Below are 17,014 nucleotides of genomic sequence, written 5' to 3' on the forward strand. Positions count from 1 at the left end.
CGTCAGAGGACGTCGTGCACCGTGCGACGGTGCGTGGAGCGTCGGTCGTCGATGTCGGGCCAGCGGTCGCCGTAGATGTTGCGGGTGATGGGCTCCTCCCGGACGAAGTCGTGCGGGAAGCCGAGCGGCACCGCGCTGACCTCGTCGAGGCGGGCGACGGCGTCCGCGTCGAGCCTGACGTCCAGTGCCCCGAGATTGTCGGCGAGCTGGCTCTCCTTGGTGGCGGCGATGATCGGGACGATGTTGCCGGGCCGGCCGAGGAGCCAGGCCAGCGCCACCTGCGCCGGACTCCAGCCGCCCTGTTCCGCGATTTCCAGGACGGCGGTCACGACCGCCTCCTCGCGCGGGTCGACCGACCCCCCGGTGACGTCCAGCCGCCCCGACTCGCCCCGCCGGTACTTCCCGGTGAGCTTCCCGGCCGCGAGCGGCCCCCACGCCAGCACGGCGAGGTCGAACGCCCGCGCCTGCGGGAGCAGTTCACGCTCGGGAGTGCGCTCCAGCAAGTTGTAGCGCAGCTGCGATCCGGCGAACGCCGTCCAACCCCGCAGCTCGGCCAGCGTGTTGGCCTGCGCGATCTCCCAGGCCGGCCAGTCCGAGACGCCGACGTACAGCACCTTCCCGGTCCGTACGAGGTCGTCCAGGGCCCGCATCACCTCCTCGACCGGGGTGAAGTTGTCCCGGGCGTGCACCCACAGCACGTCGAGCCGGTCGGTGCGCAGCCGCTCCAGACTGGCCTCGACCGACTGCACGAGGTTCTTGCGGTGGTTGCCCGCGGCATTGACGTCATCGTCGCGGATGCCGCAGGTGTACTTGCTGGCCAGCACGAATTGGTCGCGCCGCCCTTCCAGCAGGGCGCCGAGAATCCGCTCCGAGCTGCCGCCGGTGTAGTTGTTGGCGGTGTCGACGAAGTTGCCGCCGGCGTCCGCGTAGGCGTCCAGAATCCTGGCGCTGGTCTCCTTGTCCGCGCCCCAGCCCCAGTCCTCGCCGATGGTCATCGCGCCGAGGCTCAGCTCGCTCACGCGCAGGCCGGTTCTGCCGAACAGTGTGTAACGCACGGTGCTCTCCCCTTCGGGCCCTTCGGGCGGATCGTGCTGACGACGCTAGGAGTTCGAGCGCACTCCAGTGCAAACGCCCCGGTTCAGCCCTCGTGGCCTGCGAGATACACGCCGAAGACGGCACCCTGTGGATCGCGCAGCACCGCGATGCGCGGTCCGTCCGGCACGGAGGTGGGCTCCATGAGGGCCGTACCGCCCGCCCCGGTCGCCGTGGCGGTGGTGTCGTCCACGTCGGCCACGGCGAAGTACGGCAGCCAGTGCGGCGGCACCTCGTGCGGGAACTTGTCGTCCATGGTCATCATGCCGCCGAAGTCCACCCCCGCGATGCCCCACTGGGTGTAGTGCTCCGAGGCGTTGACGGTCCAGCCGAAGACGGTGGTGTAGAAGTCCCGCGCCCGCGCGGGCTCCCGGGTCATCAGCTCCACCCAGCCGAGCGAACCCGGCGCGTTGAACAGCCCGGCGCCCTCGAAGGCGCGGGGCTGCCACAGGGTGAAGGCGGCCCCGGACGGGTCGGCGGCCACCGCGAAACGGCCCATGTCGAACACGTCCATCGGCCCCATCAGCACTGTTCCACCGGCCGCCGTGATCTCCCGCGCGCTCTCGTCCGCGTCCCGCACCGAGAACGACACGGTCCAGGCGACCGGCTGCCCCTCCTGGTACAGCGGCGACAGCGCGGCAACCGGTGCGTCGCCCAGGTGCGCGACCGTGTAGCCGCCGGCCTCCTGACGCGGATCCGTCTCGGCCTGCCAGCCGAACAACTCGCCGTAGAACCGCTTGGCGGCCTCCAGATCGCTGGTCCCCAACTCGGCCCAGCAGGGCCCGCCGACCACCGGCTTGTCGAGCCTCATCCGACGTCCCTTCCGCAGCGCGAACCCACACCAGCACGCTAGCGCCGCCCACTGACAGCGGCCATCCGGGACTCCCTCGCGCACCGGGGATCAGATCCCGGGCCGGTACCGGATCGGATGGTCCGCGGGCACCTCCACCAGCACGATCGGTGTGCCGTCCGGATCCGCGATCCACATCTCGATCAGCCCCCACGGCTCGCGCAGCGGCGGCCGCACGATGTCGACCCCCTTGGCCCGCAGCTCCTCCTCGGCCGCGGTCACGTCGTCGACCTGGAGCCAGAGCCGTACGGCCGGGGACGGCGGGGTCTCGGACCGGCCCGAGATCTCCAGGAAGCCGCCGCCGAGGAAGTAGACGGTGCCGCGCTCCGGCCCCGTACCGAACTCGCGGTAGACGGCGAGGCCCAGCTGTTCGCCGTAGAAGACTCGGGACCGCTCGGCGTCGTTGGGGCGGAGCAGGGTCCGGCTGCTGAGTACGTGCACCATGCACCCGGAGCCTAGTGGGAGGGTTACTCTCGTCCGTGCCCGAGCCACGCCCGAGAAACCGGAGAGACGCTCCCATGGACACCGCCGCCACCGCTGCCACCGGACTGACCTTCCGTGACGCCACCGACGCCGACGTCGAGGCGCTGGTCGCGCTGATCGAGTCGGCGTACCGGGGCGACTCCAGCCGGGCCGGGTGGACCACCGAGGCGGACATCCTTCAGGGGCAGCGGACCGACCCCGAAGGCGTCCGGGCCGTCATCAAGTCGACCGACGGCAGGCTGCTGACCGTGGAACGGGACGGCGCGGTCGTCGCCTGCTGCCAGCTCGAGCACCGCGGTGACCACGCCTACTTCGGGATGTTCGCGGTCAGCCCGCGGCTCCAGGGCGCCGGCCTCGGCAAGGTGATCATCGCCGAGGCGGAGCGGCGGGCCCGCGCGACCTGGGGCGTGACGCAGATGCACATGACCGTGATCTCCGTACGCGAGGACCTCATCGCCTGGTACGAGCGGCGTGGCTACCGCCGTACCGGAAAGATGACGCCGTTCCCGTACGGCGACGAGCGGTTCGGCATCCCGCAGCGCGACGACCTGCAGTTCGAGCTGCTGGTCAAGGAACTCGCCTGAGCCGTATGTCGCGGCGCCTCAGGCCGTGAACCGGCCGGTGCGTTTGATCTCCGGGTAGTCGGTCGTCGCTCCGTCCAGCTCCAGCGCGCGGACGAGACGCAGGTGTTCCTGCGTGTTCACCACCCAGCCGATGATCCGCAGGCCGGCCTCGCGCGCATGCTCCACGACCTCCAGGGTGAGCCGGCGGATGTTGAGGCAGACGGTCGCCGCCCCGGCCTCGACGGCGCGCTCCACGATGTCGGTGCCGTACCGGCTGCCGATCAGCGCGGTCCGTACCCCGGGCAGCAGCCGGGCGATCTCGGCGATGGCCTCGTCGTGGAACGAGGACACCTCGATCCGCTCCACCAGGTCCCGTTCGCGCATGACCTCCGCCAGCGCCCGAGCGGCGGCCACGTCCTTGATCTCGGCCTGCAGCGGCGCGTCGACCGTGTCCAGGACCTCCTCGAACACCGGGATCCGCTCCCCCTGGCCCGCGTCCAGGACCCGTAGCTCCGCGAGGGTCTTCTCGGCGACCGGACCGGTGCCGTCGGTCGTACGGTCCACCTCGGTGTCGTGCAGTACGACGAGGGCGCCGTCCTTGCTGAGGTGCAGATCGAGTTCGATGACGTCGAGGCCGGCCTGCTCGGCGGCGACGAAGGAACGCAGGGTGTTCTCGGGTGCGACACCCATGACTCCGCGGTGACCGATGGTGAGGAAGTTCAAGGTTCGACTCGCTTCCGTCGACGGCGGCGGCAGGGATCGCGCGGACCGGGACGGCCCTGGGCGCGACAGGGCCGCAGCCTAGTGGCCCGTCCCGCCGATGAACCCCTGCTTACACAGGGGTATCGGGACGACGCCGGGGCGGACCTGGCGCCCTCGCGGCCGGCGTTCTCCCGCGCCGACGCTACTCCGGTGGTTGACAGGAAAAAGTTCAGTGACCATGGGGGTGCGCAGGATAATTTCCCGAGGCTCCCCTTGCTGGGAGAAACCCCCTATGCATACGGTGTCCTTACGCAAGGTTCTCCAGCGGAGGATGGGACATGACGGAAATTCTTGTGCAGGCGGGTGCGGAGGAGCAGGTTCCTCCCGTGGCCAGGGTGGTGGAGCATCCGGCGTGGCCCGTGCTCAAGGATGCCGTGGAGCAGATCCGGCCATGGCAGTCCAAGGACGGATCGATCGACTTCGACGCCGAGGGCGCCCCGGCCCCCGCGGACGCCGAGCTCGCCGTGCGCCGGATCGCCGATGCCGTCGAGGAACTGTCCCCGCTGCTCCCGCACGACGCCGCCTACCACGCGGCGCTGGTGAAGGACCTGCGCCGCTGGGCCGACGACGGCTTCAAGGTGCCCGACTTCCTCGACTCGCTGCTCGCCTTCCAGCCCGCGGCGAACCGCCGGGACGGCCTCCAGCACCTGGTCGTCTTCCCGATGTACACCCAGAACGGCAACCCCGACCGCAACCTCGAGGCGGTCGTGCTGCGCATGGTCTGGCCGGACTGGCTGGCCGAACTGGAGCGCACCCGCTACGACAACCCGCTGTTCTGCGGCATCACCTTCGAGGACTTCACGGCGGGCTACGACACCAACTCCGCCGTCCTCTTCCCGGAGACGATCGCCGTCCGCGAAGCTCCCGAGCGCTTCACCTGGGGCGGCATCTTCTGCGACCGCGAGGCCGCCCGCTTCCGCCGCGTCACCGCGGCCGCCGTCGACACCCTCGGCCTGGAACTGCCCGAGGACATCGCCGCGATGGTGCACGACCAGAAGCGCTGCGAAGAGGCCTTCGTGCTGTGGGACATGGTCCACGACCGCACCCACAGCCACGGCGACCTGCCCTTCGACCCGTTCATGATCAAGCAGCGCCAGCCGTTCTGGATGTACGGCCTGGAGGAGCTGCGCTGCGACCTCACCGCCTTCAAGGAGGCCGTGAAGCTCCAGACCGAGGGCGTCCCGCAGGCTCGTGACGTGCAGTACGCGGTGCTCTTCGACCGCATGTTCCGCTTCCCGGTCACCGGCGAGCGCGTCCGCAACTACGACGGCCTCGGCGGCCAGCTCCTCTTTGCCTACCTGCACAAGCACGACGTCGTCCGCTGGACCGACAACAAGCTGTCCATCGACTGGCAGCGCGCCCCGCAGGTCACCAACCAGCTGTGCGCCGAGATCGAGCAGCTGTACCGGGACGGCATCGACCGCCCGAAGCTCGTGCACTGGTTCGCCGGGTACGAGCTGGTCTCGAGCTACCTCGCCCCGCACCCGGGTTCCAAGTGGGCCAAGGGCCCCGACGCCCTGGACCTGACCCAGCCGCCGCGCAAGCTCGTCGATGATGTGCTTCCGGACGAGTTTCCGCTGAGCATGTTCTATGAGGCGCTGTCCAAGAAGCTGAAGAACGTGATTGCCTCGACCAAGGGCATCACGGCGGACAGCACCGAGCGGGTCGCCGCGTGAGCGATCTCGTCCAGAACACTGCTCAGGAGGCGAGGATCATGGGGAACGGGGCTCTCAGCGGTGCGGTGATCGCGGTGGCCGGCGCGGGGGGACCCGCCGGGCGGGCGGCGCTGCTCAGGCTGGCCGAGGCGGGGGCGACCGTCGTCGGCGCGGACAACGATCCGGAGCGGCTGGCGGAGGCCGTGGACGCGGCCAGCTACGCGCACGGCGGCGCCACCGTCGTCGGCGACACGGTGGACCTGCTCGACCGGCAGGCCGCCCAGGACTGGGCCAACCGCATCGAGAAGGACTTCGGCCGTGTCGACGGCCTGGTCCACCTCGTCGGCGGCTGGCGCGGCAGCGAGACGTTCACCAAGACCAGCCTTGACGACTGGGACTTCCTCGAGCTGCTGCTGGTCCGCACCGTGGCACACACCTCCCTCGCCTTCCACGAGGCGCTGCAACGCAGCGACCGCGGCCGGTACGTCCTGATCAGCGCCGCGGGCGCCACCAAGCCCACCGCCGGCAACGCCGCCTACGCCGCCGCCAAGGCCGCCGCCGAGGCGTGGACCCTGGCCCTGGCCGACTACTTCCGCAAGGCCGGGGGCCCCGAGGGGCCGACGTCCGCGGCTGCCATCCTGGTGGTGAAGGCGCTGGTGCACGACGCGATGCGCGCCGAGCGACCCAACGCGAAGTTCGCGGGCTTCACGGACGTCAAGGACCTGGCCGAGGCCATCGTCGGCGTCTGGGACAAGCCCGCCGCAGAAGTGAACGGAAACCGTCTGTGGCTGACCGAGAAGCCGTGAACCCCCCGAAGACCGACGCGCGTCGCCATCACGACCCGGAGGTCCGCGGTTTCGCCAGTGACAACTACGCCGGGGCGCACCCCGAGGTGCTCGCCGCCCTGGCCCTGGCCAACGGCGGCCACCAGGTCGCGTACGGCGAGGACGCGTACACCGACAACCTCCAGCGGATCGTCCGCAGCCACTTCGGGGCCACGGCGGAGGCCTTCCCGGTCTTCAACGGCACCGGCGCCAACGTCGTCGCACTCCAGGCCGTCACCGACCGCTGGGGTGCGGTGATCTGCGCGGAGAGTGCGCACATCAACGTCGACGAGGGCGGCGCGCCCGAGCGGATGGGCGGCCTGAAGCTGCTCACCGTCCCCACACCCGACGGCAAGCTCACCCCCGAGCTGATCGACCGGCAGGCGTACGGCTGGGAGGACGAGCACCGCGCGATGCCGCAGGTCGTCTCGATCACCCAGAGCACCGAACTCGGCACCCTGTACACGCCCGACGAGATCCGCGCCATCTGCGAGCACGCCCACGCGCGCGGCATGAAGGTCCACCTCGACGGCTCCCGGATCGCCAACGCGGCCGCCGCCCTGAACGTGCCGATGCGCACGTTCACCAACGCGGTCGGCGTCGACATCCTCTCCCTCGGCGGGACCAAGAACGGCGCCCTGTTCGGCGAGGCGGTCGTCGTCATCGACCAGGACGCCGTCAGCCACATGAAGCACCTGCGCAAGCTGTCCATGCAGCTCGCCTCCAAGATGCGCTTCGTGTCGGTGCAGTTGGAGGCGCTGCTCGCCAAGGACCTGTGGCTGCGCAACGCCCGCCACTCCAACGAGATGGCCCAGCGCCTCGCCGAGGGCGTCCGTGCCGTGCACGGCGTCGAGATCCTCTACCCGGTACAGGCCAACGCGGTCTTCGCCCGCCTGCCGCACGACGTGAGCGAGCGCCTGCAGAAGCGGTTCCGCTTCTACTTCTGGGACGAGGCGGCCGGCGACGTCCGCTGGATGTGCGCCTTCGACACGACGGAGGAGGACGTGGACGCGTTCGTGGCGGCGCTCAAGGAGGAGATGGCTCGATAGCGCCTCCTTGCATGGGCATGGTCTCTGCATAGGTATGCGGCCACCCGAAAAGTCATTGACGCTTGGGTGGTCGCATTTCTATGCTCTGCGGGCATGGAGCTGATCCAGGAAACCCCGGACCTGTCCGCCTACTTGGCCGTCGACGAGGTCATCGACCATGACCATCCGCGCGTGAGGGAGGCGGCGGCCCGGCTCGCGGCGGCGGCATCGGACTCGTATGACTATGCGCGCATGGCGTTCGAGTTCGTGCGCGACGCCATTCCGCACTCGCAGGACTTCGGTGATCCCCGCGTCACCTGGCGCGCGTCCGACGTGCTGGAGCAGGGAACGGGCATCTGCTACGCCAAGGCCCACGCGCTGGCGGCGCTGCTGCGGGCCGAGGACATCCCGACGGCGCTCTGCTATCAGCGGCTGGCGCACGACGACGGCGACGGGCATGTCGTGCACGGGCTTGTCGCCGTACGGTTCAACGGCGCCTGGCACCGGCAGGACCCGCGCGGCAACAAGGCGGGCGTGGACGCCCGGTTCTCCCTCGGCGGGGAGCGCCTGGCCTTCACGCCCGATGCGAAGTTCAGCGAGTTGGACTATCCAGTGCTGTACGCGAAACCGCACCCGGTTGTCCTCGGCGCCCTGCGGGCCGCCCCCGACCGGCCGTACCTGTGGAAGACGCTCCCCACCGCACTCTGAGGTCCAGGAACGGTCAGCGGGCCTCGGCCGCGCGTACCTCTTCCGGGGTCGGCGCCGTGCCGCCGAGGTGGGCCGGCAGCCACCACGTGTCGTCCGGACCCTTGGGGCGTACCGGGTACGCACGCTGGGCGGCCTCCAGCAGTTCCTGGACCCGCTCGCGCAGCTGCCGGGTGATCGCGCCGGCGTACTTGTCGCGCGAGGCCTCGAGCGCCTCGCCGACCCGGATCGTGATCGGCGTGTGGCTGCGCCGGAAGTTGCGCGGGTGGCCCTTGGTCCACAGCCGCTGCGTGCCCCACACGGCCATCGGGACGAGCGGGACGCCCGCCTCCTGGGCCAGTCGGGCTGCGCCGGACTTGAAGCCCTTCAGGGTGAACGACTGCGAGATCGTGGCCTCGGGGAACACACCGACCACCTCGCCGGAGCGCAGTGAGTCCAGGGCGTGCGCGTAGGCCGCCTCACCCTGCTTGCGGTCCACCGGGATGTGCTTCATGCCGCGCATCAGCGGGCCGGAGATCTTGTGCCGGAAGACGGACTCCTTCGCCATGAAACGCACCAGGCGCTTCTGGGGGAGCGCGGCCAGGCCGTTGAAGATGAAGTCCAGATAGCTGATGTGATTGCTCACCAGCACGGCGCCGCCCGAGCGCGGGATGTTCTCCGACCCCTTGCAGTCGATCTTGAGGTCCCAGGCCTTGAACATCGTGAGGGCGAGACCGACGACGGGGCGGTAGACGAGTTCTGCCATGGGCGGAGTGGACCCTTCCTGCTCTGCCTGGGAAGGGATTCCCGGCGGAAAAGCTACGGAGCCGTAGGTTTACGGCATCTCGCAGATCGTGCCCCAAGAACGGCCGGGGAGCCAGCCCTGGTGCCCGGCCGACACGAGATCCTCGTCACGTCGGCCGGTGATCCACCTCGTGCTTTTAACGGTCTTTTACTTTGCGCGTACCGCCACTCGTTGGGCCATCAGGTACAACTCGCAGCCCAGGCAGTACCCGAACGCGGCATTGAGGAAGGCGGCGCCGAGCGCGGCCCCGGTGGCCGCGAGGCCGAGCCATACGGGCCCCAGGGTGAAGCCGACCAGACCGACGCCGGCAAAGAGCAGGCCCACCGCCTGCGCGAAACGCGGCGGTTCGGGTGACTCGAACTCCAATGGCGGCCCGATCCGGGGCCGTACGAACGTGCGGAACACCCAGCCGTACGGCGAACGGCCCACGCCGCCGGCCGCGCCGAGCGCGAACACCAGGGTCTGCCAGGCCAGCAGCCAGGCGCTTGTGGTGATCAGGGCGACCGCCAGGAGGACGGTCGTCACGGCCGCCCCGAACCGCGGCCCTCTCACGTCGATGTCCATGAATCCAGCATTCCGCAGCGGATCCGCTTCCGGGAGACGGGAATCTTTGCGGTCTCGTGAATGCTTGTGCATGCGATGACGGGACTTGTGGTGTGTCTTGCGGTGCTCGCGGCGGCGAGCGTCTACGGAGTGCTGCACCGGTGGCGGAGCGGGAGAGTGCGCGTGCGCGGGCGTGACGAGGGAAAGCGGCTCGGCGCGGCCGAGCTGGGCACGGAACTCGGCGAGCGGGCCACGCTGGTGCAGTTCTCCAGCGCCTTCTGCGCGCCCTGCCGGGCGACCCGGCGCATTCTCGACGAGGTGGCCGGTCTGGTCCCCGGCGTCACCCACGTCGAGATCGATGCCGAGGCCCACCTGAACCTCGTCCGCGCCCTCGACATCCTCAAGACGCCGACCGTGCTGGTGCTGGACGCCGACGGCCGTGTCGTGCGGCGGGCCACGGGGCAGCCGCGCAAGGCCGATGTGATCGCCGCGCTGGGGGAGGCGGTCTGAGTGTCGACGGTCAGGAGGTCGTTTCCGCATGCCGGAACGAACTTGACTGCGTACACCACCTATCGTCAGCCTGGCCGTATGCCTTCGGAACTCCTTCTCTTCGGGCGGGTCCATGTCGACCTCGTCCGTACCGCGAGCGCGTGCTGTCCGGGCTGTTGAACCGCCCTGGAATCCTCGCCCACCTCGCCCCTCGCAGAAGGTCAACTTCATGACGGCCATCCCCGACCTAGCCGCCCCCCGTACCGCCTCACCCGATCTGCTCCGCGCCGTCTTCCGTCGGCACGCGGCCGGAGTCGCGGTGATCACCGCGCAGGGCGACGCCGGCCCGGTCGGCTTCACCGCCACGTCCCTCACGTCGGTCTCCGTGGAGCCGCCGATGCTCTCCTTCGGGATCGGCACGGGCTCCTCCAGTTGGGCGGCGATCTCCGAGGCCGGCCACGTGGGGGTCCACATACTCGGCGAGCACCAGCAGGAGCTGGCCGCCACCTTCGCCCGAAGCGGCGCCGACCGGTTCGGTGCCCCCACCGGCTGGCGTGAGGGCCCTGAAGGCGTTCCCGTGCTCGACGACGTGCTGGCCTGGCTGGTGGGCCGGGTCCACGCGCGCGTGCCCGCCGGCGACCATCACATCGTGCTCGCGGAGGTCGTTCTCGGTGATCCGGCCGGGGCGGGCCGCCCGCTCCTGTACCACCAGGGGCGCTTCACCGCCCTGCGTGACTGAGCACGGCCCGACCGTCCTGCGAAGCCGTCCAGTTCCGGTTACGCTGCGTTGCGAAGGTCACAGTTCAAAGCGCTTGCTTAGCGGGAACGAACTGGGTGTACTGACGAGTAATATTTCGTTCGGAGCGAGGGTCGCCCCGACCGGGATCGGCCGCTTCAGGCGCCTATGCTGCCTGCAAGCAGGCAGCCGAGAAATGACGATGCAGTAGGAGAGCCGGCGTGAGCTTGAGGATCGTTGTCACTGTGAAGTACGTGCCCGACGCCACTGGCGACCGGCACTTCGCCGATGACCTGACCGTCGACCGGGACGACGTGGACGGTCTGCTCTCCGAGCTGGACGAGTACGCGGTCGAGCAGGCGCTGCAGATCGCCGAGGACGCGGACGACGCCGAGGTCACCGTTCTGACGGTGGGCCCGGAGGACGCCAAGGACGCGCTGCGCAAGGCGCTGTCGATGGGTGCCGACAAGGCGATCCACGTCGAGGACGACGACCTGCACGGCACCGACGCCATCGGCACCTCGCTGGTGCTGGCCAAGGCGATCGAGAAGGCGGGCTACGACCTGGTCATCTCCGGCATGGCCTCCACCGACGGCACCATGGGTGTCGTCCCGGCCCTGCTGGCCGAGCGTCTGGGCGTCCCGCAGGTGACCCTGCTGTCCGAGGTTTCCGTCGAGGACGGCACGGTCAAGGGCCGCCGGGACGGCGACGCCGCCTCCGAGCAGCTCGAGGCCTCCCTGCCGGCGGTCGTGTCGGTCACCGACCAGTCCGGTGAGGCGCGTTACCCGTCCTTCAAGGGCATCATGGCCGCCAAGAAGAAGCCGGTGGAGTCCTGGGACCTGTCCGACCTGGACATCGACGCCGACGAGGTCGGCCTGGAGAACGCCTACACCGTGGTCGACTCCGCGGAACCGCGCCCGGCCCGCACGGCCGGCACGATCGTCAAGGACGAGGGCGAGGGCGGCAAGCAGCTCGCTGAGTTCCTCGCGAGCCAGAAGTTCATCTGAGCTCGAATTCGCTGACCGCCCCTCATACTTCGCAAGCAGGAGAGAAGAAGTCCCATGGCTGAAGTTCTCGTCTACGTCGACCACGTGGACGGTGCCGTCCGCAAGCCCACCCTGGAGCTGCTGACCCTGGCCCGCCGCATCGGCGAGCCCGTTGCCGTCGCGCTGGGAGGCGGTGCCGCCGACACCGCGTCCACGCTCGCCGAGCACGGCGCGGTCAAGGTGCTCACGCACGACGCCGCCGAGTACGCCGACTACCTGGTCGTACCGAAGGTGGACGCCCTGCAGGCCGCCGTCGAGGCCGTGTCCCCGGCCGCCGTCCTGGTCCCCTCCTCCGCCGAGGGCAAGGAGATCGCCGCCCGTCTGGCGCTGCGCATCGGCTCCGGCATCATCACCGACGCCGTCGACCTGGAGGCCGGTGACGAGGGCCCGGTGGCCACCCAGTCGGTGTTCGCCGCATCCTTCACCACCAAGTCCCGGGTCTCCAAGGGCACCCCGGTCATCACGGTCAAGCCGAACTCGGCCGCCGTGGAGGCCGCCCCGGCCGCCGGCGCGGTCGAGGCGCTGTCGGTGACCTTCTCCGACCAGGCCACCGGCACCAAGGTCACCGCGCGCACCCCGCGTGAGTCGACCGGGCGTCCGGAGCTCACCGAGGCCGCGATCGTCGTCTCCGGCGGCCGTGGCGTCAACGGTGCGGAGAACTTCGCGATCATCGAGGCGCTCGCCGACGAGCTCGGCGCGGCCGTCGGTGCCTCGCGTGCCGCGGTGGACGCGGGCTGGTACCCGCACACCAACCAGGTCGGCCAGACCGGCAAGTCCGTCTCGCCGCAGCTGTACATCGCCTCCGGCATCTCCGGCGCGATCCAGCACCGCGCCGGTATGCAGACCTCGAAGACGATCGTGGCCGTCAACAAGGACCCCGAGGCCCCGATCTTCGAGCTGGTCGATTACGGCGTCGTCGGCGACCTGTTCGAGGTAGTCCCGCAGCTCACCGAGGAGATCAAGGCCCGCAAGGGCTGATCGTCCGCAGGCTGTACGAGGCCCCCGTGACCAAGCGCCGGTCACGGGGGCCTCGGCTCATCCCAGGGTCAGCGACGCCTGCACCGGCAGATGGTCGCTCGGGAACTGGCCGTTCACGGAGAAGGTGTTGATCTCCGCCCGGTGCACGGTGACCCCCGGCGTCGCCAGGATCCAGTCGATGCGGTCGCCGTCCGGAGTCAGCGGCCGGTAACCGTGGAACGTCCCGTACAGCGCGCTGCGTTCGGCGGCCTGCTCCCAGGTGTCGACGAGCCCGGCGCCCAGCAGCGTGTCGTAGACCGGGCTCCCGTGGGCCGCGACGTTGAAGTCGCCGGTCACCAGCAGCGGCAGCGAACGGTCGAGCCCGGCGATCCGCTGCACGGTCAGGGCGGCGGCACGCGCGCGTGCGTCCTGGCTGCGGTTGTCGAGGTGGGTGTTGAGGAAGTAGAACTCCCGGCCGGCGTCCCGCAGATCGCGGAAGCGGACCCAGGTGACCATGCGGATGGACCCGCCGCCCCAGGTGTTCGACCCGATCACGTCCGGGGTGTCGGAGAGCCAGAAGTGGTCGTACTCGACGGGGGCGAGACGGCGCGTGTCGTAGAAGATCGCCATGAACTCGTCGCGGCTGCCGCCCGCACGGCCCGTGCCGATCCAGTCGTGGTGCGGCCCGAGGTCGGCCTCGATGTCCTGCAACTGCTGGTAGAGGCCCTCCTGGGTGCCGATGACATGCGGGCGCTCGCGGCGCAGCAGTTCGCGCATCACCGGTCTGCGCACCGCCCAGCTGTTCGGTTCGCTGGTGCTCGCGAAGCGCAGGTTGAAGGACATGGCCTCCAGGCGCCGGCCGGCGGAAACCTCGGCCGACGCGGGCGACGGGGACAGTGCTGTACTGGACAGGGGCAGGGCGACCGCTGCGGCTAACGCGGTCTTCAGACCCAGACGGCGCGTGACTCGGCTGTGGTTCGGCACGGTGGCTCCTTCGTTGGGGACTGCCGGGCGGAGTCGTGCGTACCGAAGTGTTCTACCGCCGCATGAGATGAGCGTGAACATGCCGAAAGTTCGCGGTGGCACCGCAAGGAAGCGGTGTTGACCAGGCGGAAGGTCCCCGGATAACTTCGTTCTACGGATTGTTGATTCCGTAAAGCGGAAAGCTGGAGGGTGTGGGATGGGTCAGGGTCAGCAGGAGCAGGTGGCGACGAGCCTGGCGGGCACGGTCAGCGAGGAGATCAGCGCCTCCCTCGCACCGGTCGACGCCGAACTGGAGCGCCGCTACCCCGGAGACCCCGGCACCCGCCAGCCCGTCCACACCGTCTACGTCCCCGGCGACGCCTTCGCCGCCGACACCATCCGCTCCTGGGGCGACCAGGCCCTTGCCGCCCTCGACGAACACGCACCGGACGCCGCCTCCTTCGCGGCCGTCCTCGGCCTCCCCGACGACCTCGCCGAGCCCGTCCACGACCGGGTCCGCGCCAAGCTGGAGCGTGAGCCGATCGAGGACCTGCGCGTCGACTTCGAGGACGGCTACGGCCCCCGCCCCGACGCCGAGGAGGACGAGACGGCCGCCCGCGCGGCCCGGCTGATCGCGGAGGCGTACGAGAACGGCACCGCGGCCCCGTACATGGGCATCCGCATGAAGTGCATGGAGGCCGCCGTCCGGGACCGGGGCATCCGCACCCTCGACATCTTCCTCACCGGCCTCATGAAGGCCGGCGGCCTGCCCGACGGGCTGGTCCTCACCCTGCCCAAGGTCACCTACCCCGAGCAGGTCACCGCCATGGTCCGGCTCCTCGAGGCCTTCGAGAAGGCGCACGCGCTGGAGCCCGGGCGGCTCGGCTTCGAGATACAGATCGAGACCAGCCAGTCCATCCTCGCCACCGACGGCACCGCCACCGTCGCCCGGATGATCCAGGCCGCCGAGGGCCGCGCCACCGGACTGCACTACGGCACCTTCGACTACAGCGCCTGCCTCGGCGTATCCGCCGCCTACCAGGCCGGCGACCACCCGGCCGCCGACCACGCCAAGGCGATCATGCAGGTCGCCGCCGCGGGCACCGGCGTCCGCCTGTCCGACGGCTCCACCAACGTCCTGCCGGTCGGCCCGACCGAGCAGGTCCACGACGCCTGGCGCCTGCACTACGGCCTCACCCGCCGCGCCCTGGCCCGCGCCTACTACCAGGGCTGGGACATGCACCCCGGCCACCTCCCGACCCGCTACGCGGCCGTCTACGCCTTCTACCGCGAGGGCTTCGAACAGGCCGCCGCCCGCCTCGCCCGCTACGCGGGCCGTATCGGCGGCGACGTCATGGACGAGCCCGCCACCGCCAAGGCCCTCAGCGGCTACCTGCTGCGCGGCCTGGACTGCGGGGCCCTCGACATCGCCGAGGTCGCCCGGCTGACCGGCCTGACCCGGACCGACCTGGAGGGCTTCGCGGCGCCCCGGCGGGGTGATCTGACGGCCTCCGCCAAGTAGCGGTTCACAACTACGCCCCGATGCCCGGACTCCCCGTCTGCTGAGCCCGTACGTACCGCTCCAGGCCGGAGGCCGTCACCAGCTTCTCCTCGGCGAACAGCCGAGTGCCCCGCTCGCACAACTGCCGGTCGGCGCGGGCCCGTGCGCAGAACTCCGCGGGCGTGGCGCCGAACAGCTTTCGCAACCGGGGCAGGGTGACGAGGAGTTCGGTGAGCAGGGCACGCTGCCCGGGATGCGTGCGGGGCGCGGGGGAGCCGTTGTGCAGGACGCCATGGCGGTTGACGTACACGTACGCGCCGGGCAGCGGCTCACCGTTCTCCAACTCGATCCACACCTCGGGCGCGGGCAGCCAGGCGCGGGCGAAGTTGCCGTGCGACAGCGGCACGCCCTCACTCGCATCGACCACCGCGAGCTGCTCGGCGTCGAGCCAGATGACGAACAACTCCCGTACGATTCCTGGAGCGTTGAACGGGGAAGCGCTCACGTACCCCAGGCGGCTCACGTGGGCGGAGACACCCACGTCGACACCCGTGACCCGGGCCTTGACCATCGGGACGGGGGAGGTGATCCCGAACTCGGTGAGCTTGTGGCGCAGTTGGCCGGGGCAGGCGTTGGAGCCCACGGCCAGGACCGGGGTGCGGTCCGCGTGCACCAGCCGGGTGAGCGGCAGCAGCCGGTCCCCGTCGAGCAGCCCCGACGCCTGCGGCCAGGCACCCGGATAGCTCAGCGGACGGTCTCGGGGCGCCTCCGCCAGCCCCAGCGCCTCCAGGGTGCGGTCCGGCCCGTCATGCCGCGGCTGCTTCGCGTGTTCCTCCATGGGCCGCTCAGTCCGCCGGCGGCAGCTCGCCCGAGCCGCGGGTGATCAGCCGGGTCGGCAGTTCGATGCGCTCCGGGACGACGAGCGAGCCGTCCAGCTGGCGGAACAGCCGCTCCGCGGCGGTGCGGCCGAGGGCGGCCGCGTCCTGGGCGACGACGGTGACGCCCGGCTGGAGCAGATCGGCGAGTTCGATGTCGTCGAATCCGACCAGGGCGACCTGCCGGGACTGCTCGGCCAGCACACGGATCACGGTGACCGTCACACGGTTGTTGCCCGCGAAGACCGCGGTGACCGGGGCGGGGCCGGAGAGCATCTCCTCGGCCGCCCGGCGCACCCGGCGCGGATCGGTGATCCCCAGGGACATCCAGGACTCCTCGACCGGTATGCCGGCGTCCTCCATCGCCGCCCGGTAGCCGCGCAGCCGCTCCGCCGCGGTGTGGATACGGGGCATGTCGCCGATGAAACCGATCCGCCGGTGACCGTGCGCGATCAGGTGTGCGACGCCGTCCCGGGCGCCGCCGTAGCTGTCCGACAGGACGACATCGGCGTCGATCTTCCCGGCCGGACGGTCCACGAACACCGTGGCGACACCCGCTTTGAGCTCGGGTTCCAGATAACGGTGGTCGTCACCGGCCGGGATGACGACCAGCCCGTCCACCCGCCGCGCGCACAGCGCCAGCACCAGCTCCTGCTCGCGCTCGGGGTCCTCGGCGCTGGAACCGTTGATCAGCAGGGCGCCATGGGCGCGCGCCACCTCCTCGACCGCGCGGCTGAGCGGCCCGTAGAACGGGTCGGCCAGGTCCTCCAGGACCAGCCCGATGCTGGCCGTACGGCCCTTGCGCAGCACCCGCGCGCTGTCGTTGCGCCGGAAGCCGAGCGCCTCGATGGCCTCCTGGACACGGCGTTCGGTCTCCGGCGTGACCCCCGGTTCACCGTTGACGACCCGGGAGACCGTCTTCAGTCCGACCCCGGCACGGGCCGCGACGTCCTTCATGGTCGGCCGGTTGCCGTAGCGGTTCGCGGAGAGATGCGCGGAGAGGTGGTTTGCTCGGCGGTGGGTCTCGGGCACGGTGCGGTGTCCTGTCCTGTGGTCCGCGGGGATGCGTCTGTCCATGGTTTGTATGAGGATGTGGCGTCGAGCATAGAGCCTGGACAACGTTGTCAGGCGCAGGGGAGACTGTCCACCGCAATCTCC

The 17,014-nt window shown here is 70.3% G+C and carries 20 protein-coding genes; 11 read left to right on the plus strand and 9 right to left on the minus strand.

Annotation, left to right across the window (positions count from 1 at the left end):
• Positions 1 to 2: 2 nt before the first annotated feature.
• The 3 genes from ACFVJQ_RS08925 to ACFVJQ_RS08935 all read right to left on the minus strand — a co-directional run bounded on the left by ACFVJQ_RS08925 (position 3) and on the right by ACFVJQ_RS08935 (position 2,386).
• Complete coding sequence (locus ACFVJQ_RS08925) at positions 3 to 1,055, minus strand: aldo/keto reductase (RefSeq protein WP_385782080.1); 1,053 nt, start codon at positions 1,053 to 1,055, stop codon at positions 3 to 5.
• 83 nt (positions 1,056 to 1,138) lie between these two features.
• Entirely contained in the window at positions 1,139 to 1,903 is a 765-nt protein-coding gene (locus tag ACFVJQ_RS08930) for a VOC family protein (protein WP_385508877.1), read from the minus strand.
• A 90-nt stretch (positions 1,904 to 1,993) separates the two neighbouring features.
• Positions 1,994 to 2,386, minus strand: a complete 393-nt coding sequence (locus tag ACFVJQ_RS08935; protein WP_385508876.1) for a VOC family protein — start codon at positions 2,384 to 2,386, stop codon at positions 1,994 to 1,996.
• A gap of 74 nt (positions 2,387 to 2,460) precedes the next feature.
• Between ACFVJQ_RS08935 and ACFVJQ_RS08940 the strand changes: the two genes are divergently transcribed.
• Positions 2,461 to 3,009 carry a GNAT family N-acetyltransferase gene (locus tag ACFVJQ_RS08940; RefSeq protein WP_385508874.1) on the plus strand — a complete coding sequence of 183 codons (549 nt, stop codon included), beginning with the start codon at positions 2,461 to 2,463 and terminating at the stop codon, positions 3,007 to 3,009.
• A gap of 18 nt (positions 3,010 to 3,027) precedes the next feature.
• On the opposite strand, the gene ACFVJQ_RS08945 is transcribed toward ACFVJQ_RS08940, so the two are convergent.
• Entirely contained in the window at positions 3,028 to 3,711 is a 684-nt protein-coding gene (locus tag ACFVJQ_RS08945; protein ID WP_385508873.1) for a glycerophosphodiester phosphodiesterase, read from the minus strand.
• Between the two features lie 317 nt (positions 3,712 to 4,028).
• On the opposite strand from ACFVJQ_RS08945, the gene ACFVJQ_RS08950 reads away from it, so the two are divergent.
• From ACFVJQ_RS08950 to ACFVJQ_RS08965, 4 genes are all read left to right on the plus strand, one after another.
• Entirely contained in the window at positions 4,029 to 5,426 is a 1,398-nt protein-coding gene (locus ACFVJQ_RS08950) for a DUF6421 family protein (RefSeq protein WP_385782085.1), read from the plus strand.
• Between the two features lie 38 nt (positions 5,427 to 5,464).
• The gene (locus ACFVJQ_RS08955) at positions 5,465 to 6,211 is read left to right on the plus strand and encodes an SDR family NAD(P)-dependent oxidoreductase (RefSeq protein ID WP_385508871.1); all 747 of its coding nucleotides are present in this window, start codon (positions 5,465 to 5,467) and stop codon (positions 6,209 to 6,211) included.
• Entirely contained in the window at positions 6,208 to 7,278 is a 1,071-nt protein-coding gene (locus tag ACFVJQ_RS08960) for a threonine aldolase family protein (RefSeq protein ID WP_385508870.1), read from the plus strand. Before ACFVJQ_RS08955 ends, ACFVJQ_RS08960 begins: the two co-directional genes overlap by 4 nt.
• Before the next feature lie 93 nt (positions 7,279 to 7,371).
• On the plus strand, positions 7,372 to 7,965 hold the full coding sequence (locus ACFVJQ_RS08965) for a transglutaminase domain-containing protein (RefSeq protein ID WP_385782089.1): 594 nt from the start codon (positions 7,372 to 7,374) through the stop codon (positions 7,963 to 7,965).
• 13 nt (positions 7,966 to 7,978) lie between these two features.
• Here the strand turns inward: ACFVJQ_RS08965 and ACFVJQ_RS08970 are convergent, their stop codons facing one another.
• Both ACFVJQ_RS08970 and ACFVJQ_RS08975 read right to left on the minus strand, forming a co-directional pair.
• Complete coding sequence (locus ACFVJQ_RS08970) at positions 7,979 to 8,707, minus strand: lysophospholipid acyltransferase family protein (protein WP_129796480.1); 729 nt, start codon at positions 8,705 to 8,707, stop codon at positions 7,979 to 7,981.
• A 186-nt stretch (positions 8,708 to 8,893) separates the two neighbouring features.
• A complete protein-coding gene (locus ACFVJQ_RS08975) occupies positions 8,894 to 9,310 on the minus strand; it encodes a DUF4395 domain-containing protein (protein ID WP_385782092.1) in 417 nt (138 codons plus the stop codon).
• Positions 9,311 to 9,385: 75 nt separating this feature from the next.
• Between ACFVJQ_RS08975 and ACFVJQ_RS08980 the strand changes: the two genes are divergently transcribed.
• From ACFVJQ_RS08980 to ACFVJQ_RS09000, 5 genes are all read left to right on the plus strand, one after another.
• Positions 9,386 to 9,799 carry a thioredoxin family protein gene (locus ACFVJQ_RS08980; RefSeq protein WP_385509074.1) on the plus strand — a complete coding sequence of 138 codons (414 nt, stop codon included), beginning with the start codon at positions 9,386 to 9,388 and terminating at the stop codon, positions 9,797 to 9,799.
• 78 nt (positions 9,800 to 9,877) lie between these two features.
• Positions 9,878 to 9,958, plus strand: coding sequence for a putative leader peptide (locus tag ACFVJQ_RS08985; protein ID WP_385268872.1), 81 nt, complete (start codon positions 9,878 to 9,880; stop codon positions 9,956 to 9,958).
• A 49-nt stretch (positions 9,959 to 10,007) separates the two neighbouring features.
• Positions 10,008 to 10,517 carry a flavin reductase family protein gene (locus ACFVJQ_RS08990; protein WP_385782095.1) on the plus strand — a complete coding sequence of 170 codons (510 nt, stop codon included), beginning with the start codon at positions 10,008 to 10,010 and terminating at the stop codon, positions 10,515 to 10,517.
• Between the two features lie 218 nt (positions 10,518 to 10,735).
• A complete protein-coding gene (locus tag ACFVJQ_RS08995; RefSeq protein WP_385508867.1) occupies positions 10,736 to 11,521 on the plus strand; it encodes an electron transfer flavoprotein subunit beta/FixA family protein in 786 nt (261 codons plus the stop codon).
• A 54-nt stretch (positions 11,522 to 11,575) separates the two neighbouring features.
• Positions 11,576 to 12,538 carry an electron transfer flavoprotein subunit alpha/FixB family protein gene (locus tag ACFVJQ_RS09000; RefSeq protein ID WP_385508866.1) on the plus strand — a complete coding sequence of 321 codons (963 nt, stop codon included), beginning with the start codon at positions 11,576 to 11,578 and terminating at the stop codon, positions 12,536 to 12,538.
• Positions 12,539 to 12,595: 57 nt separating this feature from the next.
• On the opposite strand, the gene ACFVJQ_RS09005 is transcribed toward ACFVJQ_RS09000, so the two are convergent.
• Positions 12,596 to 13,501 (minus strand): endonuclease/exonuclease/phosphatase family protein, encoded by a 906-nt coding sequence (locus tag ACFVJQ_RS09005; protein ID WP_385508865.1) that lies wholly within the window; start codon positions 13,499 to 13,501, stop codon positions 12,596 to 12,598.
• 196 nt (positions 13,502 to 13,697) lie between these two features.
• Between ACFVJQ_RS09005 and ACFVJQ_RS09010 the strand changes: the two genes are divergently transcribed.
• On the plus strand, positions 13,698 to 15,002 hold the full coding sequence (locus tag ACFVJQ_RS09010) for a DUF6986 family protein (RefSeq protein ID WP_385508864.1): 1,305 nt from the start codon (positions 13,698 to 13,700) through the stop codon (positions 15,000 to 15,002).
• A gap of 10 nt (positions 15,003 to 15,012) precedes the next feature.
• Here ACFVJQ_RS09010 and ACFVJQ_RS09015 read toward each other — a convergent pair whose 3' ends face one another.
• Complete coding sequence (locus ACFVJQ_RS09015) at positions 15,013 to 15,819, minus strand: hypothetical protein (protein WP_385782099.1); 807 nt, start codon at positions 15,817 to 15,819, stop codon at positions 15,013 to 15,015.
• Positions 15,820 to 15,826: 7 nt separating this feature from the next.
• Positions 15,827 to 16,933, minus strand: a complete 1,107-nt coding sequence (locus ACFVJQ_RS09020; protein WP_385508862.1) for a LacI family DNA-binding transcriptional regulator — start codon at positions 16,931 to 16,933, stop codon at positions 15,827 to 15,829.
• Positions 16,934 to 17,014: the final 81 nt, after the last annotated feature.

It is taken from the genome of Streptomyces sp. NPDC127197, from assembly GCF_042672405.1.
GTDB classification, from domain to species: Bacteria; Actinomycetota; Actinomycetes; order Streptomycetales; family Streptomycetaceae; genus Streptomyces; species Streptomyces flavusporus.

What these genes read in the sequence shown, in the direction of transcription:
- ACFVJQ_RS08985 (WP_385268872.1), top strand. Translation starts at nt 9,878, where the DNA reads ATGCCTTCGGAACTCCTTCTCTTCGGGCGGGTCCATGTCGACCTCGTC.
- ACFVJQ_RS08970 (WP_129796480.1), bottom strand. Translation starts at nt 8,707, where the DNA reads ATGGCAGAACTCGTCTACCGCCCCGTCGTCGGTCTCGCCCTCACGATG.
- ACFVJQ_RS09020 (WP_385508862.1), bottom strand. Translation starts at nt 16,933, where the DNA reads ATGGACAGACGCATCCCCGCGGACCACAGGACAGGACACCGCACCGTG.
- ACFVJQ_RS08980 (WP_385509074.1), top strand. Translation starts at nt 9,386, where the DNA reads ATGACGGGACTTGTGGTGTGTCTTGCGGTGCTCGCGGCGGCGAGCGTC.
- ACFVJQ_RS08955 (WP_385508871.1), top strand. Translation starts at nt 5,465, where the DNA reads ATGGGGAACGGGGCTCTCAGCGGTGCGGTGATCGCGGTGGCCGGCGCG.
- ACFVJQ_RS08950 (WP_385782085.1), top strand. Translation starts at nt 4,029, where the DNA reads ATGACGGAAATTCTTGTGCAGGCGGGTGCGGAGGAGCAGGTTCCTCCC.
- ACFVJQ_RS08965 (WP_385782089.1), top strand. Translation starts at nt 7,372, where the DNA reads ATGGAGCTGATCCAGGAAACCCCGGACCTGTCCGCCTACTTGGCCGTC.
- ACFVJQ_RS08975 (WP_385782092.1), bottom strand. Translation starts at nt 9,310, where the DNA reads ATGGACATCGACGTGAGAGGGCCGCGGTTCGGGGCGGCCGTGACGACC.
- ACFVJQ_RS08990 (WP_385782095.1), top strand. Translation starts at nt 10,008, where the DNA reads ATGACGGCCATCCCCGACCTAGCCGCCCCCCGTACCGCCTCACCCGAT.
- ACFVJQ_RS08935 (WP_385508876.1), bottom strand. Translation starts at nt 2,386, where the DNA reads ATGGTGCACGTACTCAGCAGCCGGACCCTGCTCCGCCCCAACGACGCC.
- ACFVJQ_RS08940 (WP_385508874.1), top strand. Translation starts at nt 2,461, where the DNA reads ATGGACACCGCCGCCACCGCTGCCACCGGACTGACCTTCCGTGACGCC.
- ACFVJQ_RS09000 (WP_385508866.1), top strand. Translation starts at nt 11,576, where the DNA reads ATGGCTGAAGTTCTCGTCTACGTCGACCACGTGGACGGTGCCGTCCGC.
- ACFVJQ_RS09010 (WP_385508864.1), top strand. Translation starts at nt 13,698, where the DNA reads ATGGGTCAGGGTCAGCAGGAGCAGGTGGCGACGAGCCTGGCGGGCACG.
- ACFVJQ_RS08930 (WP_385508877.1), bottom strand. Translation starts at nt 1,903, where the DNA reads ATGAGGCTCGACAAGCCGGTGGTCGGCGGGCCCTGCTGGGCCGAGTTG.
- ACFVJQ_RS09015 (WP_385782099.1), bottom strand. Translation starts at nt 15,819, where the DNA reads ATGGAGGAACACGCGAAGCAGCCGCGGCATGACGGGCCGGACCGCACC.